This window comes from Paracoccaceae bacterium (assembly GCA_019454225.1).
GTDB lineage: Bacteria > Pseudomonadota > Alphaproteobacteria > Rhodobacterales > Rhodobacteraceae.
On the sequence record CP075370.1, the window covers coordinates 4,079,859 to 4,103,745 of the forward strand.

25 protein-coding genes are annotated in these 23,887 nt (G+C 69.3%); 14 read left to right on the forward strand and 11 right to left on the reverse strand.

Translation table 11 applies throughout. The annotated features are described in order from the left end of the window. Window positions 1-5 precede the first annotated feature (5 nt). Together KF887_19475 and KF887_19480 are read right to left on the reverse strand one after the other, a co-directional pair. A complete protein-coding gene (locus KF887_19475) occupies window positions 6-551 on the reverse strand; it encodes a hypothetical protein (protein QYK41511.1) in 546 nt (181 codons plus the stop codon). Continuing rightward, on the reverse strand, window positions 520-870 hold the full coding sequence (locus tag KF887_19480) for a hypothetical protein (GenBank protein ID QYK41512.1): 351 nt from the start codon (window positions 868-870) through the stop codon (window positions 520-522). The genes KF887_19475 and KF887_19480 overlap by 32 nt, the downstream gene beginning before the upstream one ends. A gap of 172 nt (window positions 871-1,042) precedes the next feature. On the opposite strand from KF887_19480, the gene KF887_19485 reads away from it, so the two are divergent. From KF887_19485 to KF887_19500, 4 genes are all read left to right on the forward strand, one after another. Continuing rightward, entirely contained in the window at window positions 1,043-2,023 is a 981-nt protein-coding gene (locus tag KF887_19485) for a pyridoxal phosphate-dependent class II aminotransferase (protein QYK43667.1), read from the forward strand. After that, complete coding sequence (locus tag KF887_19490) at window positions 1,960-2,928, forward strand: cobalamin biosynthesis protein (GenBank protein ID QYK41513.1); 969 nt, start codon at window positions 1,960-1,962, stop codon at window positions 2,926-2,928. The genes KF887_19485 and KF887_19490 overlap by 64 nt, the downstream gene beginning before the upstream one ends. 90 nt (window positions 2,929-3,018) lie before the next feature. Next, window positions 3,019-4,257, forward strand: coding sequence for an MFS transporter (locus tag KF887_19495; GenBank protein QYK41514.1), 1,239 nt, complete (start codon window positions 3,019-3,021; stop codon window positions 4,255-4,257). A gap of 46 nt (window positions 4,258-4,303) precedes the next feature. Further along, window positions 4,304-4,963: a hypothetical protein gene (locus tag KF887_19500; GenBank protein ID QYK41515.1), complete on the forward strand. Its 660-nt coding sequence runs from the start codon at window positions 4,304-4,306 to the stop codon at window positions 4,961-4,963. Window positions 4,964-5,185: 222 nt separating this feature from the next. Here KF887_19500 and KF887_19505 read toward each other — a convergent pair whose 3' ends face one another. Then, window positions 5,186-6,850: an acyl-CoA/acyl-ACP dehydrogenase gene (locus KF887_19505; protein ID QYK41516.1), complete on the reverse strand. Its 1,665-nt coding sequence runs from the start codon at window positions 6,848-6,850 to the stop codon at window positions 5,186-5,188. Between the two features lie 171 nt (window positions 6,851-7,021). On the opposite strand from KF887_19505, the gene KF887_19510 reads away from it, so the two are divergent. Continuing rightward, window positions 7,022-7,780 (forward strand): sulfite exporter TauE/SafE family protein, encoded by a 759-nt coding sequence (locus KF887_19510; GenBank protein ID QYK43668.1) that lies wholly within the window; start codon window positions 7,022-7,024, stop codon window positions 7,778-7,780. A 42-nt stretch (window positions 7,781-7,822) separates the two neighbouring features. Here the strand turns inward: KF887_19510 and KF887_19515 are convergent, their stop codons facing one another. After that, the gene (locus KF887_19515; GenBank protein ID QYK41517.1) at window positions 7,823-9,421 is read right to left on the reverse strand and encodes a phosphoenolpyruvate carboxykinase; all 1,599 of its coding nucleotides are present in this window, start codon (window positions 9,419-9,421) and stop codon (window positions 7,823-7,825) included. A 361-nt stretch (window positions 9,422-9,782) separates the two neighbouring features. On the opposite strand from KF887_19515, the gene KF887_19520 reads away from it, so the two are divergent. The 7 genes from KF887_19520 to KF887_19550 all read left to right on the forward strand — a co-directional run bounded on the left by KF887_19520 (window position 9,783) and on the right by KF887_19550 (window position 15,230). Beyond that, entirely contained in the window at window positions 9,783-10,484 is a 702-nt protein-coding gene (locus KF887_19520) for a response regulator transcription factor (GenBank protein ID QYK43669.1), read from the forward strand. A gap of 6 nt (window positions 10,485-10,490) precedes the next feature. Continuing rightward, window positions 10,491-12,173 (forward strand): sensor histidine kinase, encoded by a 1,683-nt coding sequence (locus tag KF887_19525; GenBank protein ID QYK41518.1) that lies wholly within the window; start codon window positions 10,491-10,493, stop codon window positions 12,171-12,173. Window positions 12,174-12,226: 53 nt separating this feature from the next. After that, on the forward strand, window positions 12,227-12,658 hold the full coding sequence (locus KF887_19530; GenBank protein ID QYK43670.1) for a serine kinase: 432 nt from the start codon (window positions 12,227-12,229) through the stop codon (window positions 12,656-12,658). A 14-nt stretch (window positions 12,659-12,672) separates the two neighbouring features. Continuing rightward, window positions 12,673-13,566, forward strand: coding sequence for an RNase adapter RapZ (gene rapZ, locus KF887_19535; GenBank protein QYK41519.1), 894 nt, complete (start codon window positions 12,673-12,675; stop codon window positions 13,564-13,566). A gap of 7 nt (window positions 13,567-13,573) precedes the next feature. Continuing rightward, complete coding sequence (locus tag KF887_19540) at window positions 13,574-13,975, forward strand: PTS fructose transporter subunit IIA (GenBank protein ID QYK41520.1); 402 nt, start codon at window positions 13,574-13,576, stop codon at window positions 13,973-13,975. Then, on the forward strand, window positions 13,972-14,241 hold the full coding sequence (locus KF887_19545) for an HPr family phosphocarrier protein (protein ID QYK41521.1): 270 nt from the start codon (window positions 13,972-13,974) through the stop codon (window positions 14,239-14,241). Before KF887_19540 ends, KF887_19545 begins: the two co-directional genes overlap by 4 nt. A gap of 101 nt (window positions 14,242-14,342) precedes the next feature. Then, window positions 14,343-15,230, forward strand: a complete 888-nt coding sequence (locus KF887_19550) for a lysophospholipid acyltransferase family protein (protein QYK43671.1) — start codon at window positions 14,343-14,345, stop codon at window positions 15,228-15,230. 7 nt (window positions 15,231-15,237) lie between these two features. Here the strand turns inward: KF887_19550 and KF887_19555 are convergent, their stop codons facing one another. Further along, window positions 15,238-16,113: a 3-hydroxybutyryl-CoA dehydrogenase gene (locus KF887_19555; protein QYK41522.1), complete on the reverse strand. Its 876-nt coding sequence runs from the start codon at window positions 16,111-16,113 to the stop codon at window positions 15,238-15,240. A gap of 157 nt (window positions 16,114-16,270) precedes the next feature. Here KF887_19555 and KF887_19560 point away from each other — a divergent pair, with 157 nt between their 5' ends. After that, on the forward strand, window positions 16,271-17,092 hold the full coding sequence (locus tag KF887_19560) for a hypothetical protein (protein QYK43672.1): 822 nt from the start codon (window positions 16,271-16,273) through the stop codon (window positions 17,090-17,092). Between the two features lie 55 nt (window positions 17,093-17,147). Here KF887_19560 and KF887_19565 read toward each other — a convergent pair whose 3' ends face one another. The 6 genes from KF887_19565 to KF887_19590 form a co-directional block, all read right to left on the reverse strand. Continuing rightward, window positions 17,148-18,074 (reverse strand): FAD-binding protein, encoded by a 927-nt coding sequence (locus KF887_19565; GenBank protein ID QYK41523.1) that lies wholly within the window; start codon window positions 18,072-18,074, stop codon window positions 17,148-17,150. Beyond that, a complete protein-coding gene (locus tag KF887_19570; GenBank protein QYK41524.1) occupies window positions 18,074-18,835 on the reverse strand; it encodes an electron transfer flavoprotein subunit beta/FixA family protein in 762 nt (253 codons plus the stop codon). Before KF887_19570 ends, KF887_19565 begins: the two co-directional genes overlap by 1 nt. 120 nt (window positions 18,836-18,955) lie before the next feature. After that, a complete protein-coding gene (locus tag KF887_19575) occupies window positions 18,956-19,534 on the reverse strand; it encodes a cob(I)yrinic acid a,c-diamide adenosyltransferase (protein QYK41525.1) in 579 nt (192 codons plus the stop codon). A 7-nt stretch (window positions 19,535-19,541) separates the two neighbouring features. After that, window positions 19,542-19,751, reverse strand: a complete 210-nt coding sequence (locus tag KF887_19580) for a twin transmembrane helix small protein (GenBank protein ID QYK41526.1) — start codon at window positions 19,749-19,751, stop codon at window positions 19,542-19,544. 57 nt (window positions 19,752-19,808) lie between these two features. Beyond that, complete coding sequence (locus KF887_19585) at window positions 19,809-20,636, reverse strand: SDR family NAD(P)-dependent oxidoreductase (GenBank protein ID QYK41527.1); 828 nt, start codon at window positions 20,634-20,636, stop codon at window positions 19,809-19,811. 59 nt (window positions 20,637-20,695) lie between these two features. Beyond that, window positions 20,696-21,193, reverse strand: a complete 498-nt coding sequence (locus KF887_19590) for an SH3 domain-containing protein (protein ID QYK41528.1) — start codon at window positions 21,191-21,193, stop codon at window positions 20,696-20,698. A 281-nt stretch (window positions 21,194-21,474) separates the two neighbouring features. Here KF887_19590 and KF887_19595 point away from each other — a divergent pair, with 281 nt between their 5' ends. Then, the gene (locus KF887_19595; GenBank protein QYK41529.1) at window positions 21,475-23,856 is read left to right on the forward strand and encodes a DNA topoisomerase IV subunit A; all 2,382 of its coding nucleotides are present in this window, start codon (window positions 21,475-21,477) and stop codon (window positions 23,854-23,856) included. Window positions 23,857-23,887: the final 31 nt, after the last annotated feature.

Consider the following 23,887-nt stretch of genomic DNA (forward strand, 5'->3'; position numbering starts at 1 on the left):
GGGTGTCAGCGACCGCAGCCTGACAGATACCAGACACCATCGGTGATCGCCACGGGTGTGTCGCCGCCGTTGGTCGCATACCACAGTTCCGCTGCCAGTCCGGCAACGACGATCGCGTCGGGCGCGGGGTCGGCAGGCTGCGGCAGACCATCCGGCAGCGGATATAGCCGCCCGTCAGCGCCCTCGACCAGGCCGATGACCGGCAGGCCGGGGGGTGGCATCACGCCATCGTCCGACTCGCCGGGCAGCGGCATGCCCGCGTCGGTGGCATCCGGGGCGGGGAACAGGCGAATCCCGCCGTGACCCATGGCCGGAACGGGCTGCAGTCGCAGGTAGGGCGGTAGCGGGGTGGCGGGCCGCGTCAGTTCGACCAGCAGACCGCCCGCCGGTCCGGGAAACGGCGCCTCGGCCAGGCGCAGCACGACCGCCGGGGTGTCGGACGCGGCAAGTTCATAGACGGCCCCCAGGGCGCGGCATTCCGCGACACCGCAGGCCGGCCAGAGGCAAAGCGCCGCCCCGCTAGCCGCGCGGAAGAAGGGCAACCGGCGCATCGTCTTCCACGCAGAAGTCCAGCGGCGCCCGATCCGCAACGGCGGTTGCCCGCTTGAACTCGCACACGAGTTCGCCGTTCTCGGTGGTCGAGGCCACGATCAGGGCGCGGAACAGGTGGCGTGCGCCGTCGAACACATCGACATGGCCGCGCAGGTGCGGCGTCAGCCCGGCATCCAGCGTCATCCCCTCGTCCCACAGACGCAGGACCGGGAACACCGCATCGCCAACCTGGACCCGGATGCGCGACCGGCGCCGATCGGCCCGCCGCCGCGCGGCGTCAAGCCCGTCCCTGATTTCCTGCGGCAGAATCTCGAGCATGGCACACCCCTGCCCTCGAGGATGCGATGCATTGCGCCAAATTCAAGACAAACAAGGGAAATAATGCGTTTACACTTTCGGGGTGGCGCCGCGGCAACGGCTGCGGCTGCGGCATGGTTGCGCCGCGGGGCAGGATGGGGTTTCTGTGCTGTGGGCATCGACGGAGGCGGATGTGGACGGCGGGCAGGCCAGAACGGCAGGAACAGACCACGGCGGCGGCATCGACGCGGGTGTCGCCTGCTGGGGTGGCGACCGGGCCGACTGGATCGACCTGTCGACCGGGATCAACCCCGTTCCCTATCCCGTGGGCGACCTGCCGCCCGAGGTCTGGACCGCCTTGCCCGACACCGGGGCGACCGAGCGTCTGCTGGCCGCGGCGCGGCGGTTCTGGCGGGTGCCGGATGGCGCGGCGATCCTGGCGGCACCGGGCGCCTCGGCCCTGATCGCCCGGATGCCGCATCTGGCAGGCTGCGGCAGGGCCCATGTTCCCGGCCCCACCTACAACGAGCACGCCCGCGCCTTTCGCGCGGCGGGCGGCACGGCAGGCCCTGACGACCCCTCGGCGCCGGTCCATGTCTATGTGCATCCGAACAACCCGGACGGGCGGCTGTGGCCGGTCTCGGCGATGGCGGGGCGACCGTTGACGATCATCGACGAAAGCTTCTGCGATGCGTCGCCCGATGACAGCCACATCGCCCTGACCGAGGCCGAGGGGGTGGTGGTGCTCAAGAGCTTCGGCAAGTTCTGGGGGCTGGCCGGCCTGCGCCTGGGGTTTGCCGTCGCGCATCCGCGCACCCTGGCGCCGCTGGACGCCGCCGGCATGGCCGACATGCTGGGGCCGTGGCCGGTGTCGGGGCCCGCCCTGCACATCGGCGCACGGGCGCTGTCGGATCACGCATGGGCCGCCGCGGCGCGCGACCGGCTGGCGCGCGACGCGGCACGGCTTGACGCGCTGATGCTGGCGCACGGCGCTGCGGTGGCCGGGGGCACAACGCTGTTCCGCCTCTATCGCGTGGACGACGCCCTGGCCTGGCAGGACCGGTTCGGCCGGTCACATGTCCTGTCCCGCGTCTTCCCCTACAGCGGCGAATGGCTGCGCCTCGGCCTGCCCGGTTCGGCGGCCGCCTGGGCACGGCTGGAGGCCGCGCTGTGAGCGCCGCGCTGCTGATCCCGGCGCTGCTGCTGGATGCCGCCCTGGGCGAGCCCCGCTGGGCCTGGGGCCGGGTGCCGCATCCGGCCGTTCTGATGGGGCGCGCGGTCGGCTGGCTGGACGCGCGGCTGAACATCGGCACGGCGCGGCGGCTCCGCGGCGTGGCGGCGGTGGCAGTGCTGGTGCTGGGTGCGGCGCTCCTCGGCTGGGTCATCGCGGCGGTCCCCGATGCGGGCCTGCTGGAAATCCTGCTTGCTGCGATCCTGCTTGCGCAGCGGTCGCTGGTCGATCACGTCCAGGCGGTGGGCGATGCGCTGCGCCTGTCGGTCGCCGAAGGGCGACGGGCGGTTGCGCGGATCGTCGGACGCGACACGGCCGCAATGACCGAGGCCGAGGTGTCGCGCGCCGCCATCGAGAGTGCGGCCGAGAATCTGTCGGATGGGGTGGTGGCGCCCGCCTTCTGGTTCCTGGTGGCGGGGCTGCCCGGCATTCTGGTCTACAAGGCGGTGAACACCGCCGACAGCATGATCGGCCATCGCACCCCCCGGCACGAAGCATTCGGCTGGGCGGCAGCGCGGCTGGACGATGTTCTGAACTGGATTCCCGCGCGGCTGACCGCCGTGCTGATCGCTCTGACCTCGGGCCGGACCGAGGCACGCCCGATCCTGCGCGACGCCCCGCTGCACCGCAGCCCGAACGCGGGCTGGCCCGAGGCCGCCATGGCCGTGGTGCTGGGCGTCGCCCTGTCGGGGCCGCGCGCCTACAACGGCGAGCGGCGGGACTATCCCTTTGTCCTGCCGGAAGGGCGGCGCGACGCGGGGCCCGCCGACATCGATCGTGCCGTGACGGTGCTCTGGCGCAGTTGGGCCGGCTGCCTGGCGGCGACGGTCCTGCTGGCGCTGATCTGACGGTATTGCCTGCGGTATCCGTGCGCGACCTGAACCTGTCGCAAAGGCGCGAGACGGCCCCGTGGTCGCGGCGCGACATGGGGTCGTATCATGGCGACCCGGTACCTTCCTCTGTTCCTGCGCCACAGCCCGACCCCGCGGGTCGAGCATTTCGCCATTCTGTCGGGTCTTGAGGCCGCGGTCAGGGGTACGCTGATCTCGGTCATGCCGCTCGCGGTCTATGATGCGCTCGGCTCTGCGGCGGCCACCAGCCAGATCTATTTCGGTGTCGGTGTCGTGGCGCTGCTCTGGGGGCTGATGGTGCCATGGGCCACCCGCTTCGTGCCGCGCCGCTGGACCTATACGGGCGGGGCCAGCCTGTACCTTGTCGGCATGGCCTGCGCGGCGGCGGGCGGGCCGATCCTGGTGCCGCTGGGGCTGCTGGCCGGGGCGATAGCCACCGCCACCACCTTCGTCTGCCTGAACGCCTATGTGCTCGACTATGTGGACCGCGCGAACCTCGGGCGCAGCCAGTCCACGCAGATGCTCTATGCGGCGGCACCGTGGGCGGCGGGGCCGGTGCTGGGCGTCTGGCTGCGCAGCCTGTGGGCGCCCGCGCCGTTCATCCTGGCGGGGGTGTTCGCCGTCACGCTGATCGTGGTGTTCTGGGTGCTGAGGATGGGCAACGGGCGGCAGATCGCCCGGGCGAAGGGGCCTGCCCCGAATCCGCTGGCCTACATCGGCCCCTTCCTGCGCCAACCCCGGCTGATCGCGGGCTGGCTGTTCGCGGTGCTGCGGTCCTGCGGCTGGTGGGTCTATGTCGTCTACCTTCCGATCTTCTGTGTCGAGAACGGGTTGGGCGACCAGATCGCGGGGATCGCCCTGTCGCTGTCGAACGCGATGCTGTTCACCACGCCGCTGATGCTGGCCTGGGCGCGGCGGCGTTCGGTGCGTCAGGCGGTCCGCACGGGGTTCGGTGCCTGTGCGGTGCTGTTCCTGCTGGCGACGGTGGTGTCGCCGCTGCCATGGGTGACGGTGGCGGTGATCATGGTGGCGTCGGTCTTTCTGGTCCTGCTGGATGTCATCGGCGGCCTGCCGTTCCTGATGGCGGTGAAGCCGTCGCAGCGGGTGGACATGGCGGCGGTCTATTCCTCGTTCCGCGATGTGTCGGGCATCCTGACGCCGGGGGTAGCGTGGCTGGTTCTGCTGGTGGCGCCGCTGCCGGCGATCTTTGCCGCCTGCGGCGTTGGCCTTGCGGCGTCATGGGCGGTCGCGGGGCGACTGCATCCGCGCCTCGGGGCGATGCGGCCGTCGCGTGGCGGGACCGGCAGCCTGCGCCCCGCCGAGTGACGGCGCCGCAGTAGACCGGCGGGTCGCGCGGCGGTAGGGTCGGGCCATGCTGCGCCTGTTGTCCCGCCTTTCCCCCCGCGACTGGCTGATCGTGATCGGCGGCCTTGCCCTGGTGGCAGGGATCGAGATGGCCAAGCCGCTGGCGACGCCAGCCGAACCCGATCCGGTCGTGGCGGCGGCGCCCGCGCCGCCCGGCCCGCCCGTGCTGATGCCCGAGGCCACACGCCGGATCGTCCGCGACATCGCACGGCTGCGACCCGAGGAAAGCGTGGAGATGGACAAGGCGATGACCGACGCGCCCTATTTCGCGGCGCATGCGGTGGGGGACGAGGGGGCCTATGGCTGGTCGCGGGGGTTCGGCACCCGGGCCGCCGCGCGGGCGGCGGCGCTGGCGATCTGCGGCAAGCACGGCACCAACTGCACCGTGGTGGCCGAGGTGCTGCCGCTGGGCGACCGGGTGGATTCGCCGGAGGCCCTTTCGTTCGACCAGGCCGAGGGGTATCGCCGGGTCCAGGGCCTGCTGGGTCCGCGCGCCTTTGCCCGGTCGGTCGACGGGGCCTGGGGGGCGGCCGTCGGGGAGACCGCCGATGCGGCGGCGGCGCAGGCGCTGCGCCTGTGTGACGAGGGGCGCAACATGGACGGGGCGCTGCCATCCATGCCCTGCGAGGCGGTCGCGGTCTGGGACGACGGGCTGCTGCCACCCTGAGGGGCGTCCCACGATGGGACATGCGCGGGCCCAAGCATTTTCAATGGGTTAGGATGGGGTCCTTAACCCTTTGTTAGGTTCCGGCCTCCGCTGGCCCCGCATCGGGGGCGCAAGAGCCGCGAACCGCACCCCGCGACAGACGGGCCCGCGCGATCCCGGCCGGTGTCCCGGTTGCCGGAGGAGGGCCGACCGCTGCGCGCCCACCCCGGGCCCGCAGCGCCCCTAGTCCAGCAGCCGCCTTGCGATGACCTGGGCCTGAATCTCGGCGGCACCTTCGAAGATGTTCAGGATGCGGGCGTCGCAAAGGATACGGCTGATGCGGTATTCCAGCGCAAATCCGTTGCCGCCGTGGATCTGCAGCGCGTTGTCCGCCGCAGCCCAGGCGACGCGGGCACCCAGAAGCTTGGCCATGCCGGCCTCGAGGTCGCAGCGCCGGTCGTGATCCTTCTGCCAGGCGCTGAAGTAGGTGAGCTGGCGGGCGATCATGATCTCGACCGCCATCATCGCCAGTTTCCCTGCCACCCGGGGAAACTCGATCAGCGCGCGGCCGAACTGCTTGCGGTCTTCGGCGTATTGCATGCCGGTTTCCAGCGCCGACTGCGCCACACCAACCGCCCGGGCGGCGGTCTGGATGCGGGCGGATTCGAAGGTCTGCATGAGCTGCTTGAACCCCTGCCCCTCGACCCCGCCCAGAAGGTTGTCGGCGGCAACCGGGAAGTCGTCGAAGTTGACCGTGTATTCCTTCATGCCGCGATAGCCCAGAACCTCGATCTCGCCGCCGGAGAGGCCGGGGTCGACAAAGGGCTGCGCGTCGGTTCCCGGCGTCTTTTCCGCCAGGAACATCGACAGGCCCCGATAATCGGTCGTGCCCTCGACCGACCGGGCCAGCACGGTCATCACATGGGTCCGGGCGGCATGGGTGATCCAGGTCTTGTTGCCGGTGATCGACCAGCCGTCGCCTGCCTTGCGGGCGCGAGTGCGCAGGCTGCCGAGGTCGGAGCCGGTGTTGGGTTCGGTGAAGACCGCCGTGGGCAGGATGTCGCCGCTGGCCAGTCCGGGCAGCCATTTCGCCTTTTGCGCGTCGGTTCCGCCGCAGAGGATCAGTTCGGCCGCGATTTCGGACCGCGTGCCGAGACTGCCGACACCGATGTATCCGCGCGACAGTTCCTCGGACACCACGACCATGCTGGCCTTCGAGAGGCCGAGGCCGCCCCATTGCTCGGGGATGGTCAGGCCGAAAACGCCCATGTCGGCGAGCCTGGCGATCAGGTCCATCGGGATCAGTTCGTCCTTCAGGTGCCAGTCATGGGCGAAGGGGATCACCTCTTCGTCCGAGAAGCGGCGGAACTGGTCGCGGATCATTTCGAGTTCGTCATCGAGGCCGGTGGCCCCGAAGGTGGCCCGCCCCTGGTTCTGCCGCATCAGCGCGACAAGCTGGGCCCGCGCGGCCGGCGTATTGCCCTGCGCGATCAGTCGGGCGGCCTCGGGCCCCGGGTTCCAGGTGCAGCCGATGTCGGACAGGCGCGCGATTTCCCCCTGGCTCATCGGGATGCCGCCCGCGATCTGCGCGAGGTATTCGCCAAACCCGATCTGCAGGATCAGCCCTTCCATCGCGCCAAGGCGACCGGCCTCGTCCAGGCGCCCGGCCCATGCGCAAAGCTGGCGCATCGCCTGGGCATAGGTCGCCAGCCAGGCAACGGCATGCGCGGCGTGCTGGTCAGCGTCGATCAGGCCGGCGCTGACCTTGCCGCCCAGCGTGACCCGCCCGCGCAGGGTGTCGATCGCCCGCGACTCGAGCGCGGCAAGCTCGGGCAGGGTCGCGGCGGCCAGCGACAGGACATCGGGGATGGCTGCGGCGGAGGGCGGGGTCTGGCCGTCATGGGGCATGGAATCTCTCCTTTGCTTGGCGGAAGCAGTTAGGATGTTTGCAGGTGCAGCGCAATATTAATTCGCAACCGCAGCACAGGGCGACGTAAAATGTCGCGGACGATTGGGTCGTGCAGTCCCCCGGCGACCGCGATAAGGGAGAGCAAAACGGGGGGCAGGATGGAATTCCTGATGGCCGGACAGGGGGCGGCGGCGTTCTGGGCTGCCGTGTCCGTCACAGTGTTCGCGGGCTTCGTGAAGGGGGCGGTGGGCTTTGCCATGCCGCTGATCATGATCGGGGCATTCTCGGCCTTCCTGCCGCCGCAGGTGGCGCTGGCGGGCCTGATCCTGCCCACGTTGGTCACCAATGTCGCGCAGGCGTTCCGCGACGGGCCCGCCGCCGCCTTCGACAGCGCGCGCAGCTACCGGCGGTTCCTGGCCGGGACGGTGGTGTTCATCGTGATCAGCGCCCAGTTCGTGACGGTGATTCCGCAGACGCTGTTCCTGCTGCTGCTGGGCGTGCCGATCACGGCCTTCGCGCTGCTGCAGCTGTCGGGCCGCCCGCTGGCGCTGCGGCTGGAACACCGCAGCCGGGCGGAATGGGTGGCCGGGGTGATCGGCGGGCTTTACGGCGGGATCTCGGGTGTCTGGGGGCCGCCGCTGATCGTCTACCTGCTGTCGATCGGCGCGCCCAAATCGGAAACCCTGCGGGTGCAGGGCGTGGTGTTCCTGATCGGGGCGATCGTGCTGCTGTCGGCGCATCTGACATCCGGCATCATGAACGCGGACACCGTGCCGTTCTCGGCGGCGCTGGCGGTTCCGGCGATGGCGGGTCTGGCGTTGGGCCAGTGGGCCGGGCGCAGGCTGGATCAGGCGCGGTTCCGCTGGTGGACGCAGGTGCTTCTGGTGGTGACGGGGCTGAACCTGGTGCGAAGCGCGCTGGCGGCCTGAGGCGGACCGGTTTCCCGCGGGAAACCGGCGCCCCCGGGGCCGTCAGCCGATGGCGGCGGCCCTCACCTCGTCATCGATGTAGGGTGCGTACTGGCCGAAGTTGTCGGCGAACATCTGCACCAGTCGGGCGGCCTGCCGGTCATAGGCGGTGGCGTCGCCCCAGGTGCCGCGCGGGTCGAGAAGCTGGCTGTCGACGCCGGGAACCGCAACCGGCACCTCGAAGCCGAAGTTCGGATCGCGGCGGAACGCCCCGCCGGCAAGCGATCCGTCCAGTGCCGCGGTCAGCAGTGCGCGGGTGGCCCGGATCGGCATCCGCCGTCCGGTTCCATAGGCGCCGCCGGTCCATCCGGTGTTGACCAGCCAGCAGGTCGCGCCGTGGCGGGCGATCTTGGCCTGAAGGAGCTTGCCATAGACCTCGGGGCGGCGCGGCATGAAGGGGGCGCCGAAACAGGTCGAGAAGGTGGGCTGCGGTTCGGTCACGCCGCGTTCGGTGCCCGCGACCTTGGAGGTGAATCCCGACAGGAAGTGATACATCGCCTGTGCGGGCGTCAGCCGGGCGATGGGCGGCAGCACGCCGAAGGCATCGCAGGTCAGCATGATGACGTTCTTCGGATGCCCGGCCAGGCCGGTGGCCGAGGCGTTCGAGATCGCATCGAGCGGATAGGCCACGCGGGTGTTCGCCGTCAGGCTGTCGTCATCGAAGTCGAGTTCCAGCGTCTCGGGGTCATAGACCATGTTCTCGACCACCGAGGCGAAACGCGAGGTGGTGGCGTGGATTTCGGGCTCTGCCTGCGGATCGAGGTTGATCGTCTTGGCGTAGCAGCCGCCCTCGAAGTTGAACGAGCCCGTGTCCGACCAGCCGTGTTCGTCATCCCCGATCAGGATGCGCGCGGGGTCGGCGGACAGCGTGGTCTTGCCGGTGCCCGACAGGCCGAAGAACACCGCAGCCTCGCCGGTGTCGCCGACGGCGTGATTGGCCGAGCAGTGCATGGGCATCACGCCCTTTTCCGGCAGCAGGTAGTTCAGCAGCGTGAACACCGATTTCTTGTTCTCGCCCGCATAGGCCGTGTTGGCGATCAGGATCACCCTTTCGTCGAAGTTCAGCACGATCGCGGTTTCGGTGCGGCAGCCGTGACGGGCCGGATCGGCCTTGAAGGACGGGCAGTTGATGATCGTCCAGCCGGGGACGAACCCGTCAAGCTCGGCCCGCGCGGGGCGGCGCAGCAGGTGGCGGATGAACAGGCCGTGCCAGGCGAGTTCCGTCACCACGCGCACGTCCAGGCGGTGCGCCGGATCGGCACCGGCGTAGAGATCCTGCACGAAGTAGTCGCGGCCCTTCATGTGGGCCAGCATGTCGGCCTTGAGGCGCGCGAAGCCCTCGGGGGTCATCGGCGCATTGTTTTCCCACCAGATCGTCTTTTCGACCGATGGCGTGCGGACCACGAACTTGTCCTTGGGAGAGCGGCCGGTGAACTGCCCGGTCGAGCACAGGAACGCCCCGCCGATGCCCAGCCTGCCCTCGCCACGCGCCACCGCAGCCTCGACCAGCGCGGGTTCGATCAGGTTGTAATGCACGGAACCCAGCCCCGCGATGCCCTGATCTTCCAGCCGGAATGCCGGATTGACGCGTCCATGGTCCATGTGCAGGCTCCCTGACCGCGTCGCGCGATCCCTCGATGGTTGACGATCCGTCACTGCACGCCCGTCGCGGTGACGTCTGCGCATCCCTGCAGGTTGCGCCTAAGCCCGCTATATAATGACGTTTTTGCGATAGAACAGGACGCTTTTCGGTGTTAGCGCAACCAACTTGCCGATAGCGCAAACGGTCGCGGTTCTTTGCCGAGGATTGCCACAACTGAGGCAAATTAGTCATTCCTTCGGAAATTTGACTTGTCCTGAGTCCGTCAGCCGGGCCGATTCGCAGTTAGCGATTGATTCTGCGGCCCCAAAACGGGATGATGCGGAAAACGACAAGAACATGAGCAGTATAGGGAAGCCCACCATGTCGCGTATCGCGCTCGTGGACGATGACAGGAACATCCTGACGTCCGTTTCGATGACCCTTGAGGCCGAGGGGTTCGAGGTCGAAACCTACAACGACGGACAGACGGCGCTCGACGCCTTCAACCGTCGGCTGCCCGACATGGCGGTGCTGGATATCAAGATGCCCCGGATGGACGGCATGGACCTGCTGCAGCGCCTGCGGCAGAAGACGACGATGCCCATCATCTTTCTGACGTCGAAGGACGACGAGATCGACGAGGTTCTGGGCCTGCGGATGGGCGCGGACGACTATGTGAAGAAGCCCTTCTCGCAGCGCCTGCTGGTCGAGCGGATCCGCGCGCTGCTGCGCCGCCAGGACGCCATCGTGTCGGGCGAGGTCGCGGTGACCGAGGAGAACAAGATCATGGAGCGGGGGCATCTGAAGATGGACCCGCTGCGTCATGCCGTGGCCTGGAAGGGCCAGGACGTATCGCTGACCGTGACCGAATTCCTGCTGCTTCAGGCGCTGGCGCAGCGCCCGGGCTTCGTCAAGAGCCGCGACCAGCTGATGGATGTGGCCTATGACGATCAGGTCTATGTGGACGACCGCACGATCGACAGCCACATCAAGCGCCTGCGCAAGAAGATGCGCAGCGCCGACCCCGATTTCTCGGCCATCGAAACGCTCTACGGCATCGGTTACCGCTACAACGAAGAGTAATCGCCGATGACCGCTCTGCCGCGTCTTTCGGTCCCCGAGACGCCCCGCCGCGGCGAGGTGCTGCTGGGCGAGGACTGGGTGGCGCCCGACGTCGCCGAACCCGAGCTGCGCGACCATCGCGGCCGGCGCGGGCTCGTATCGCTGAACCGGTCGCCGCTGGCGCGCAAGATCATCGTGTTCAACCTGCTTGCGCTGGTGATCCTGGTGGCGGGCGTCCTGTTCATGAACCCGTTCCGCGACAGCCTTGTGCTGCAGCGCGAGCAGGGGCTGGTGACCGAGGCCAAGCTGGTCGCCGACGTGTTCGAGGCGGCGGGCAGCCCCGATGCGGCCCCGGTGGCGGATGCCGCGCGCATCCTGTCCGCGCTGACGCTGGCGCCGGGGGTCGAGGTGTTCGTGTTCGATGCCGCGGGCACGCTCGTGGCGCGGGGTGCGGGCGGCGCGATCACTGCGCCGGATGCGGGGCGGTCCACCGTCATCACCGATTTCCTGAATGCGATCTGGGACGGCGTGTCGGGCATCATGGCCAGCGGCCAGGACGGCGGCGCCGAGGCCGATGCCGAGGGCATGGCGCGCGCGCTGCTGGCCGCGGCGCAGTCGGGCGAGACGGCGGTGAACACCGGCCGCGACGCGCAGGGCGGGGCGCTGTTCTCGGTCGCGACGCCGATCCTGCGCGACGGGCGGGTGGCCGGTGCGGTGGCGCTGACCTCTGCCGCCGGCGAGATCGACCGGCTGGTGCGCAACGAGCGCGAGCAGGTCCTGCAGATGTTCGTGATCGCCCTGCTGGTGTCGATCGGCCTGTCGCTGGTGCTGGCCTCGACCATCGCCAACCCGCTGTCGGACCTTGCCGCCGCCGCCGAGCTTGGCCGCGACCGCGACGCCCGGCGGATGGCCCCGGGCCGCGTGCGCATCCCCGACCTGACCGCCCGGCCCGACGAGATCGGGCGCCTGTCGGTGGCGATGCGGGGCATGGTTGCCGCGCTCTACGACCGGATCGACGCCAACGAACAGTTCGCCGCGGACGTGTCGCACGAGATCAAGAACCCGCTGGCCAGCCTGCGCTCGGCGGTCGGATCGCTGCGCTTCGTCAAGAAGGAAGAACACCGCGAGAAGCTGCTGGACGTGATCGAGCACGACGTGCGGCGCCTGGACCGGCTGGTATCGGACATCTCGAACGCCTCGCGGCTGGACAGCGAACTGGTCAAGGAGGAGGAAGAGGAATTCGACCTTCTCAAGACCCTGTCGAACCTGTCGGAATACCTGGGCAAGCAGGCCGGCGAGAAGGGCGTGGACTTCATCACCGACCTGCCGCCGGAACCGATCCGGATCCGGGGCCTCGAGGCGCGGCTGGCGCAGGTGTTCGTGAACCTGATCACCAATGCGATCTCGTTCTGCGAGGAGGGTGACGCGGTGCGCGTCTGGGCCCGCAAGCGCGAGAACCGCGTGCTCGTGGTGGTCGAGGATACCGGCCCGGGCATCCCCGACGCGGCACTGCAGAAGGTGTTCAAGCGGTTCTATTCCGAACGGCCGCCGGGGCAGTTCGGCAACCATTCGGGCCTGGGGCTTGCCATCTCGAAACAGATCGTCGAGGCGCATGGCGGGGTGATCTGGGCCGAGAACATCCAGCCCACGACCGCCGACGCCACCTCGGAACCGCTGGGCGCGCGCTTTGTCGTGGGCCTGCCGGTCTAGCGCCGCGGGTGGCCGGCAAGCCCGCCACGACCCCGCCCGCCGCCGCCCCGGCCGTGCCACTCGCCGACCGGACCACCGTTCACGCGACCTGCGTCGCGCTGACGCCGCGGACGGGCCTGCTGCTGCTGGGCGCCTCGGGGGCGGGGAAGTCGTCGCTGGCCCTGATGCTGATGGGTCTGGGCGCACGGCTGGTGGCCGATGACCGCACGATCCTGGGACGGGAGGGTGACGCCCTGATCGCCGCGGCGCCGGCGGAGATATCGGGGCTGATTGAGGCGCGGGGGGTGGGGATCCTGCGGGCAGACCCGATGGCGCGGGCACGGGTGGTGCTGGCCGCCGACCTTGACGCGACCGAGGCTGAGCGTCTTCCGCCGCGTCGCCGCATCGTGTTCTGCGGTTGCGAAATCGACCTTGTGCAGGGCGCCGCGACACCTCATTTTCCCCATGCGCTCATCCAGTATCTCAGGGGCGGGCGTCAGGCGTGACAGGCACTCGAGTCGTGGACCAGACAGAACACCGCATCGTCCTTGTCACCGGCCCCTCCGGCGCCGGGCGGTCCACCGCGATTCACGCGCTGGAGGACATGGGATACGAGGTCATCGACAACCTGCCCCTGAGCCTGGTTCCGCGCCTGATGGACGGGCCACCGCTCGACCGGCCCGTGGCATTGGGGCTCGACGTGCGCAACCGCGATTTCGCGGCCTCGGCGATCATCGAACTGATCGACCGGCTGACGCGCGATCCCCGCGTGACGGTCGAGGTGCTGTATCTCGACTGCGCCGCGAGCGAGCTTGTCCGCCGCTACAGCCAGACGCGCCGCCGTCATCCCATGGCACTGTCGGACACGCCGGAGGACGGCATCGCGCGCGAGGTCGACCTGCTGGCGCCGATCCGGGTGCGCGCCGACCACCTGATCGACACCACCGAGATGTCGCCGCACGACCTGAAGGCCGACCTCGGCCGCTGGTTCGGGGCCGATGCCGGGCCGCGCCTGACGGTGTCGCTGCAGTCATTCTCGTACAAGCGGGGTCTGCCGCGCGGGCTGGACATGGTGTTCGACTGCCGTTTCCTGTCGAATCCGCACTGGCTGCCCGCGCTGCGCGATCTGGACGGCCGGGATGCGCCCGTTGCCGAACATGTGAAAGCCGACCCCCGGTTCCCCGCATTCTTCGAGAAGCTCGCCGATATGGTGCAATTCCTTCTGCCCGCACAACTGGAGGAAGGAAAGGCGCATCTGTCCATCGGTTTCGGATGCACCGGAGGGCAACACCGCTCGGTGATGATGGTCGAAACACTGGCCTATCGGCTTGCAGAGACGGGCTGGCCGGTGTCAAAACGGCACCGTGAACTCGAACGCAGGGCGGTTGCCCACCCCCCCACGCAGACAGGATGATCGCGGCGTGATCGGTATCGTCATCGTGGCCCATGGCGGCCTCGCGCGGGAATACCTGTCCGCCGTCGAACACGTGGTCGGGCGACAGAAGGGCATGGTCGCCATCGCCATCGAGGAAGACCATGACCGTATGCGCAAGCAGGGCGAGATCTGCGATGCCGCCGATGCGGTGGATCAGGGCGACGGCGTGCTGATCGTCACCGACATGTTCGGCGGAAGCCCGTCGAACTTGTCGCTGCCGGCCTGTGTCGGTCGCGGACGGCGCATCCTGTACGGGGCAAACCTGCCGATGCTGATCAAGCTGGCGAAGTCGCGCGACCTGAAGGTCGACGAGGCGGTGGCGCTCGCGCTCGATGCGGGGCGCAAGTACATCAACAGCCTGGACCTCGGGACGGGCGAGGCGACGTGACGGTGCTGCGGCTTCAGATCGTGAACGAGAAGGGGCTGCATGCGCGCGCCTCGGCCAAGTTCGTCGAGGTGGTGGAACGCCATGACGCGCAGGCGCAGGTGTCGAAGGACGGCATGACGGTGTCGGGCGATTCGATCATGGGGCTGCTGATGCTGGGCGCCGCGCGGGGCACGGCGATCGAGGTGGTCACCACCGGGCCCGAGGCCGAGACGCTGGCCGAGGCGCTGACCGCGCTCGTTGCCAACCGCTTCGGTGAGGATTACTAGGGCGCGATGCCGCCCCCGGCAAACGGGCGGCGCAGCGGAATGGGGTATTCTTGGACGAAGCGACAGACCTGCAGCGGGCCGCCGCCGCGCGCAAGTACGACATGCGCCGCCTGTCCTATGCGGGCACGTTCACCAACCCGTTCAAGGCCAACACGATCCGTGCCATCGAGTGGCTGACGGCCAAGATCACGCTGCTGCGCCTGATCCGGTCTTTCGAACGCAAGGGCGCGCCCTTCGGCCCGCCGTTCTGGCCCGCCGCCATCGCCCACATGGGCATCCGCATCGACACGCCGGCGGACGAGATTGCCCGCATCCCGGCCACCGGTCCGCTGGTCGTCGTGGCGAACCATCCGTCGGGGGTGGTCGACGGCATGGTGATGGCGGAAATGATCAACCGCGTCCGGTCGGACTTCAAGATCCTGACCCGGTCGCTGCTGACCGGCATCCCCGAGGTCGCGCAGTTCATGATCCCGGTTCCCTTTCCGCATGAGGAAGGCGCGCGCGAGATGGGCCTGCAGATGCGGGCCGAGACGATGGCGCATCTGAAGCAGGGCGGGGTCATCATCCTGTTTCCGGCGGGCAAGGTGGCGCATTCCGACACGTTCTTCGGCCCGGCGGTGGAATCCGAATGGAATGTCTTCACGCACAAGATGGTGGCAAAGTCCGGTGCCACGATCCTGCCGATCAAGTTTTCCGGCCAGAACAGCCGGGCCTACCTGATGGCCAACCTGATGTCGGCGACGCTGCGGCAGGGCCTGTTGCTGCATGAGATCAAGCGCGGGCTGAACAAGGCGCAGCGGCCCCATATCGGCCATCCGATCCCGGCCGCGGTGCTGAGGGACTGGCCAAGCGATCCGCGCGGCTTCCTGGCCTGGCTGCGGGCCCATACGCTGGCACTGGACGCGCCCGGCGGGCCTGCGGCGGTTGCCCCGCCCGAGGCGTTCCGGCGCGCGCCGGGCACGCCGCCGGCCCCCGCGGCGGACGACTGACGCCGGTTCAGCGCGTCGGCACCGGCACGTCGCCGCGATAGTCGTAGAAGCCCCGCCCGGTCTTGCGGCCCAGCCAGCCGGCCTCGACATATTTCGTCAGCAGCGGACAGGGGCGGTACTTGGTGTCGGCAAGGCCGTCGTGCAGCACGTTCATGATGGCAAGGCAGGTATCGAGCCCGATGAAATCGGCCAGTTCCAGCGGCCCCATCGGGTGATTGGCGCCCAGTTTCAGGCTCTGGTCGATCGACAGCACCGAGCCGACGCCTTCATACAGCGTATAGACCGCCTCGTTGATCATCGGCATCAGGATGCGGTTGACGATGAAGGCGGGGAAATCCTCGGCGCTGGCGGCCGTCTTGCCCAGCTTGGCGACCACGGCCAGCAGCGTCTGGTAGGTCGGGGCATCGGTCGCGATGCCGCGGATCAGCTCGACCAGCTGCATAACCGGGACCGGGTTCATGAAATGGAACCCCATGAACCGCTCGGGCCGGTCGGTGCGGCTGGCGAGGCGGGTGATCGAGATCGACGAGGTGTTCGAGGTCAGGATGGTCTGCGGCCCCAGATGCGGCGCCAGGGCGTCGAAGATCTTCTGCTTGACCGCCTCGTTCTCGGTCGCCGCCTCGATGATCAGGTCGAGCGGGCCGAGGTCGGCCAGATCCATCGTGGTGCGGATGCGCGCCATGGCGGCGGCCTTGTCCTCGGCCGAAACCTTGCCGCGCGCGACCTGGCGTTCGAGATTGCGGTCGATGGTGGCCACGGCCTTTTGCAGCACCTCGGCGTTCACATCGGTCAGCGTGACCTCATAGCCCGACAGGGCAAAGACATGGGCGATGCCGTTGCCCATCTGGCCCGCGCCCACCACGCCCACGCTTCTGATGTCCATCGCCGTTCCCCAGTGGCCGCTCGCCGCGCCTGACCATAGGCCGGGGGCAGGCGGAGGTGCAAGGCCGGGGGGTTTCCGCAAATTCGAGGTTTAGCGCTTTGGAAACCGAAGCTGTCCAGAGTGAGTCGCGGGTGTTGTGACGATCAGGTGGGTGGACATGGCCTATGCCTATGCGGGCGAGGGGTCGCTCGACTATTTTCCCTGCCACTACGGCGGGTCCAGACTGCTGTTCCGCGGGCCGCATCGCGACCTGGCGATGCCCTATGTGGTATCGCTGGGCGGGGCAGAGACCTATGGCCGGTTCATTCCGCGCCCCTGGCCCGATCTGGTCGAGGCGGCGACGGGCTGGCGCATGGTGAACCTCGGCTGCGTCAACGCGGGGCCGGATGCGTGGCTTGCCGATGCGGGCGCGCTGCGGGTGGCGCAGGGCGCGCGGGCGGCCGTTCTGCAGGTGACGGGGGCGGCCAACCTGTCGAACCGGCACTATGCGGTGCATCCCCGCCGCAATGACCGGTTCGTGCGCGCGAACGGGCCGCTGCGCAGCCTGTTTCCCGAGGTGGATTTCACCAACTTTCACTTCACCCGCCATCTGCTCGGCACGCTGGCAGAGGTGTCGCCCGCCCGCTTTGCCACGCTCGCCGATGACCTGCGGGCGGCCTGGGTCGGCCGGATGCGGGCACTGATCGCGGGGCTGGGGGTGCCGGTGGTGCTGCTGTGGATCGGGCGCGCCCCGCCGCCGCCGCGCGGCACGCCTGCGGGCGGCGACCCCTATCTGATCGACGCGGCGATGATTGCCGCATTGCGCCGGGGCGTTTCCGACTATGTCGAGGTGGTACTCAGCCCCGATACGCTGGCGCAGGGGGTGCAGGGCATGGCCTTTGCCCCGATGGAGCGGCCCGCCGCCGAAGGGCTGCCGGGCCCCGCCGCACATGAGGAAATCGCGGCGCTGCTGTCGCCGGTTCTGGACCGGCTGACCTGACAGGCAAACGGGCGCCCCGGCGGGGCGCCCGACATGCAGGCGGCGGATGCCGAGCCTACAGCTTTTCGATCATCTCGGGCACGACGGTGAACAGGTCGCCCACAAGGCCATAGTCGGCGACCTGGAAGATCGGTGCCTCCTCGTCCTTGTTGATCGCCACGATCACCTTGGAATCCTTCATCCCCGCCAGGTGCTGGATCGCGCCCGAGATGCCAACCGCCACATAGAGCTGCGGCGCCACGACCTTGCCGGTCTGGCCCACCTGCCAGTCGTTCGGCGCATAGCCCGAATCGACCGCCGCGCGCGACGCGCCCACGGCGGCACCGAGCTTGTCCGCCAGCCGCTCGATCAGCGCGAAATCGGCCTCGGAACCCACGCCGCGGCCGCCCGAAACCACAATGCCCGCACTGGTCAGCTCGGGGCGGTCGCTGGCCGCCACGCGATCCTCGACCCAGGACGACAGCGAACCGTCAGCGCCGGTTGCCACCGCCTCGACCGGCGCGGCGCCACCCGTCCCGGCGGCCTGGAAGGTTGCCGTGCGGATCGTCATCACCTTGACCGGGTCCGACGACTTGACCGTCTGGATCGCGTTGCCCGCATAGATCGGCCGTTCGAACGTGTCGGCGTCGATGACGGCCGTCACCTCCGAGATCACCATCACATCCAGCAGCGCCGCCACCCGCGGCAGCACGCTTTTCGAGAAGGCGCCCGATGCCGCCGCGATATGCGAATAGCCGCCCGCAAGCGACACGACCAGGGCCGCAACCGGCTCGGCCAGACCGTGGCAGAACACGTGGTCGTCCGCGAACAGCACCTTGGCCACGCCCGACAGGCCCGCAGCCTCGGCCGCCGCCGCGTCGCCGCCCTGTCCGGCGACCAGCACATGCACCTCGCCCAGTCCCGACACGGCCGTCAGCGCCTTGGCCACGGAATCGGTCGCAAGCTGCCCGTCGTTCACATCCGCAATCAGAAGAACGGCCATCAGATCACCCCCGCTTCGTCTTTCAGTTTCGCGATGAGCTCGTCCACCGAACCCACGCGCACCCCGGCCTTGCGGCCCGCCGGTTCCACCGTCTTCAGAACCGTCAGCCGCGGGCTGACATCGACCCCGTAGTCGGCCGGTGTCTTTTCCTCGAGCGGCTTCTTCTTGGCCTTCATGATGTTCGGCAGCGAGGCATAGCGCGGCTCGTTCAGCCGCAGGTCCACCGTCACGATGGCGGGCATCTTCACCCGGATCACCTGAAGCCCGCCGTCGACCTCGCGGGTCACGGTGGCATGGTCGCCCTCGACCACCACCTCGCTGGCAAAGGTCGCCTGCGACCAGCCCAGCAGCGCGGACAGCATCTGACCGGTCGCGTTCATGTCGTTGTCGATCGCCTGCTTGCCGCAGAGGATCATGCCGGGCTGTTCGTCCCGGGCCACCGCCGCCAGCAGCTTGGCCACGGCAAGGGGTTCGATGTCGACATGAACGTCCGATGCCGCCTCGATCAGGATCGCACGGTCCGCACCCATCGCCAGCGCCGTACGCAGCGTTTCCTGGCTCTGCTTCACGCCGACCGAGACCACCACGATCTCGGTGGCGATGCCCTTCTCGCGCAGGCGGATCGCCTCTTCCACCGCGATCTCGTCAAACGGGTTCATCGACATCTTCACATTGGCAAGATCGACGCCCGTTCCGTCCGCCTTCACGCGAACCTTCACGTTGTAGTCGATCACCCGCTTCACAGGCACAAGGACCTTCATCCGATACGTCTCCCGAATGACAGAATGTTGCGCAGCTAGATACCGCGTCGCGGACCTGCGCGACAGACCAAATGCGACCGGCGCGATGCCCGCGACGCCGCGTTTTCCCGGGGCGCGCCGCTATCGCGTCAGGCCCGGCACCCACAACACGTCGGCGCGGCCCTCGTCGTTGGCGATGCGCCCGGCGACGAAGAACCAGTCCGACAGGCGGTTCAGGTAGCGCACCGCCTCGGGGTTCACGTCCTCGACCGTGGCCAGTTCCACCACCAGCCGCTCGGCCCGCCGGCAGACCGTGCGGCACAGGTGCAGATGCGCCGCCAGTGCCGTTCCGCCCGGCAGGATGAAGCTTTTCAACGGCTTCAGCCGTGCCGGATCGTTCCAGGCGTCGATCTCGGATTCCAGGCGCGCCACCTGGCCATCGATCATCCGCAGCGGCGTGTAGGGGCGCGTCTCGTCCAGGTGCCGGTCGGGGGTGCAGAGGTCGGCGCCCAGGTCGAACAGGTCGTTCGAGATGCGCGCGAGGCCCGCATCCATCTCGGCCGGCGCATGCAGGCGGGCAAGGCCGATGGTGGCGTTCGTCTCGTCCACCGTGCCATAGGCCTGCACCCGCAGCGAATGCTTCGCCACCCGGGCGCCGTTGCCCAGGGCGGTTTCCCCGGCATCGCCGGTCTTGGTGTAGATTTTCGACAGGACGACCATGCGCTGCTCAGCTCCCCGTGGCGCCGCGCAGGGTGACATAGATCAGGATGATCGCCACCGCCCCCGCCTGCGCATAGATGCGGTACCGCATGATGCGGTTCGCGTGCTTCTTGTTGAAATCGCCGCCCCGGGCGAACCCGCCCACGCCGACCATGAGGATGACCAGCACCAGCAGACAGGCGGCGATGGCGACGATCAGAAGCGGGTCGTTGAACATGGGTCCCCCCGGGGTTGATCCGCCCAATCTAGCCCCGGGCGGCGAAAAGGCGAAGGGTCAGCCTTGTCGCGCCACCCAGTCGAGCGCGCGGGTCGGCAACAGGCGGCGCAGCGCGCCCATCAGGTACGTGGGCGTGGTCACGTAGTAGCGCGCGCGCGGCCGCGCGGATTCGAGCGCATGGACCAGTTTCGCGGTCACGGCGGCGGGCGGCAGTTCGAACCGGTCCTTCTTCAGCGCGGGCTTGTAGAGCCGGTCCAGAAGGCTGGCGTATTCCGCCGATCGGGCCGAGCCGCGCCAGTCGATCCAGCGTTCGAAATGCGGGATCGCGTTCTCGCGGATCTTCGTGGCGATCGGGCCGGGCTCGATCAGGATCACCTCGATGCCCGTGCCCGCCATTTCCAGGCGCATCACGTCGGTCAGCCCCTCGAGCGCGTGCTTGGTCGCCACATAGGCGCCCCGCCATTTCAGCGCCACGAAGCCCAGGACCGAGGAACACTGCACGATCCGGCCGCCCCCCTGCGCCCGCATCACCGCGATGGCCCGCCGTGTCAGGTCGTGCCAGCCGAAGAGATTGGTCTCGAAGATCGCGCGCAGGGCGTCGGTGGGCAGGTCCTCCACCGCGCCGGGGCAGGCAAAGGCGCCGTTGTTGAACAGCGCGTCCAGCCGGCCGCCGCGCGCCGCCACCTCGGCCATCGCGGCGGCGATGCTGCCGGGGTCGGCATAGTCCAGCCGGAAACTCTCCAGACCCTCGGCCCGCAGCCTCTCGCAATCGGCCTCGGCCCGGCAGGTGGCATAGACGCGCCAGCCGCGCGCCGCCATCCCGCGCGCCGCATCAAGGCCGATGCCAGAGGAACATCCGGTGATCAGAAGGGTACGCTGTGTCATGGTTCGGCCCGGCTGGTTGCCGGGGTACACCTAGATCGCCGTGTTCCGGAATGTAAGTCTCACGGCTGTGGCTTTGAGAGGAGTCTTTCAGCGACGTATCCCTGGATTCCGTCGCCTTCGATCTTGATGAGGACCCATCCGTTTTCGGGGTTTTCGACGACGGTTACGGCCTCGTTTCGTGTGAGGCGTCCGATGACGGGTTCGGTGGTGGAGGGTCCCTGGCGGACGTTGACGGCGTTTGCGGAGACGTAGCGGAGGGGGAGGGGGTCGGCGGTGGGCGCGGTGGCGGCGGGTGCGGCTGCCGGGGGTGTGGCGGCGGGCGGTGTGGCGGGGGTGAAGCTTGCGGGGGTGAGGCTTGCGGCGAGGCGGCCGGGCGCCGGTTCGGGGGCGCGGGCTGCGGGGACGGCGGCGGGGGCGGGGCGTGCGGGGGGCAGGTCGGCATAGGCCTCGGGGGCGTAATGCCCGGCCAGGCCGAAGCGCGCCTGGCCGTGGTCGCGGCCCCCGATCAGCAGGACCAGGAACATCGCGGCGGCGAGAAGGCTGAGCAGTCTGACCATGGGCGGCAACCGATTCCGGACGATTTCCGTTCGTTTACCATGCTTTCGCGGCGCGGCGGGCCAAAAAAGCGGCAGGCTGCGACGGCCCCCCCCGAGCATGCCCCGAGCGGACCCCCGAATGCCCGCCGTGCGCCCCCCGGGGCGCGCCGCCGGGTGGCCGCCCCGGAACGGCCTCCCGAAGCGGACCCCGGACCGTGCCGCGGGGCCCGCGGTGCGGGGTCCGGGCCCGCGGCGCGCAATCCGCACTGGACCGGTCCGCGCCCGCGCCTTACACCACCGCCATGCCCGCCCCGCCCGACAGCCCCCCGCCTGACACTCCCGGGCCCGACAGCCCCCCGCCCGACACGCCCGGGCCCGACACGCCCGGGCCCGACAGGTCCGGGGCCGCGCCCGCGGACCTGGCCGAACCGCTGCGCCGCGCCATCGGCGAGCGCTATCTGACCTATGCGCTGTCCACGATCATGCACCGCGCGCTGCCCGATGCCCGCGACGGGCTGAAGCCGGTGCACCGCCGCATCCTCCATGCGATGCGCGAGCTGCGCCTGTCGCCCGCGGGCGGGTTCCGCAAGTCGGCCAAGATCTCGGGCGACGTGATGGGCAACTACCATCCGCATGGCGATGCCGCGATCTATGACGCGATGGCGCGGCTGGCGCAGGACTTCAACCTGCGCTACCCGCTGGTCGACGGGCAGGGCAACTTTGGCAACATCGACGGCGACAACCCGGCGGCCAGCCGCTACACCGAGGCCCGCCTGACCGCGATCGCCGAGACCCTGATGGAGGGGCTGGCCGAGGATGCGGTGGACTTCCGGCCGAACTACGACGGCACGCTGGAGGAACCCGTGGTCATGCCCGGGGCCTTTCCGAACCTGCTGGCCAACGGCGCGTCGGGCATCGCGGTGGGCATGGCCACCAACATCCCGCCGCACAACCTGCACGAGCTGGTCGATGCCTGCCTGGCGCTGATCCGCGATCCGGAGATCGCCGACGACGCCCTGGCCGACCTGGTGCCCGGCCCCGATTTCCCCACCGGCGGGGTGCTGGTGGAACCGCCCGAGAGCATCCGCGAGGCCTATCGCACGGGCCGCGGCGCGTTCCGGCTGCGCGCCCGCTGGCATGTCGAGGATCTGGGGCGCGGTGCCTGGCAGGTCGTGATCACCGAGATCCCCTACCAGGTGGCGAAGTCGCGGCTGATCGAGCGGCTGGCCGAGCTGATCGTGACGCGGAAGGTGCCGCTGCTGGCCGATGTGCGCGACGAGAGCGCCGAGGACCTGCGCATCGTGCTGGAGCCGCGCGCCCGCACGGTGGACCCCGAGATGCTGATGGGGCTGCTGTGGCGCAGCTCGGACCTCGAGATCCGCTTCAGCCTGAACATGAACGTGCTGATCGACGGGCGGGTGCCGAAGGTCTGTTCGCTGAAGGAGGTGCTGCGCGCCTTCCTCGACCACCGCCGCGCGGTGCTCCTGCGCCGCAGCCGCCACCGGCTGGAGCGGATCGACCACCGGATGGAGATCCTCGCGGGCCTGCTGGTCACCTACCTGAACCTCGACCGGGTGATCGACATCATCCGCTACGACGCCGATCCGAAGGCCGCGCTGATGCGCGAGACCTGGGGGCGGAGGCATCGCCGCGCCACCTCGGAGGCCGATTACCGCAGCCCGGGGCCGGGGCCGGGCGAGCTGGGCGAGGTCCAGGTCGAGGCGATCCTGAACATGCGGCTGCGCGCGCTGCGGCGGCTGGAGGAGATGGAGCTGCTGGCCGAGCGCGACGCGCTGCGGGCCGAACGCGCGGGGCTGGCCGCGCTCGTCGCCGACCCGGCGCAGCAATGGGCGCGCATCGCCGGGGAACTGGCCGGGACCCAGGCGCGCTTCGGCCGCAGCGCCCCGGGCGGCGCGCGGCGCACCACCCTGGCCGAGGCGGGCGGGACGCCCGAGGTCGCGCCCGAGGCGCTGATCGAGCGCGAGCCGGTCACCGTGATCTGCTCGCGCATGGGCTGGGTGCGGGCGATGAAGGGGCACCAGCCGCTCGACCTCGAGCTGAAGTTCAAGGATGGCGACGGGCCGCGCTTCGTCTTCCATGCCGAGACCACCGACCGCATCCTGGTGGCCGGCTCGAACGGGCGGTTCTACACGCTGGGCGCCGGCAGCCTGCCCGGCGGGCGCGGCATGGGCGAGCCGCTGCGCCTGATGGTCGACCTGCCGAACGAGGCCGAGATCGTCGAGATGCTGATCCACCGCCCCGGCGAGCGGCTGCTCGTCGCCTCCGACGCCGGCGACGGCTTCGTGGTGCCCGCCGACGAGGTGCTGGCCCAGACCCGCGCCGGAAAGGCCGTGGTCACCCTCGCCCCCGGCGCCCGCCTCGCCCTCTGCCGCCGCGTCGCCGGCGACCATGTCGCCGTCATCGGCGAAAACCGCAAGATGCTCGTCTTCCCCCTCGCCGACCTCCCCGAAATGGCCCGCGGAAAGGGCGTCCGGCTCCAGAAGTACAAGGACGGCGGCCTCGCCGACGCCACCACCCTCACCCTCGACAGCGGCCTCAATTGGAAAGACCCCGCAGGACGATCCAGAACCGAAACAAACCTCCGGGAATGGACCGCAAAACGCGCAACACCAGGAAAAATGGCACCAAGAGGCTTCCCAAGAAACAACAAATTCAACGGATGAGCGGGCGGAGGGAGGATAGGCCCATCCCCGC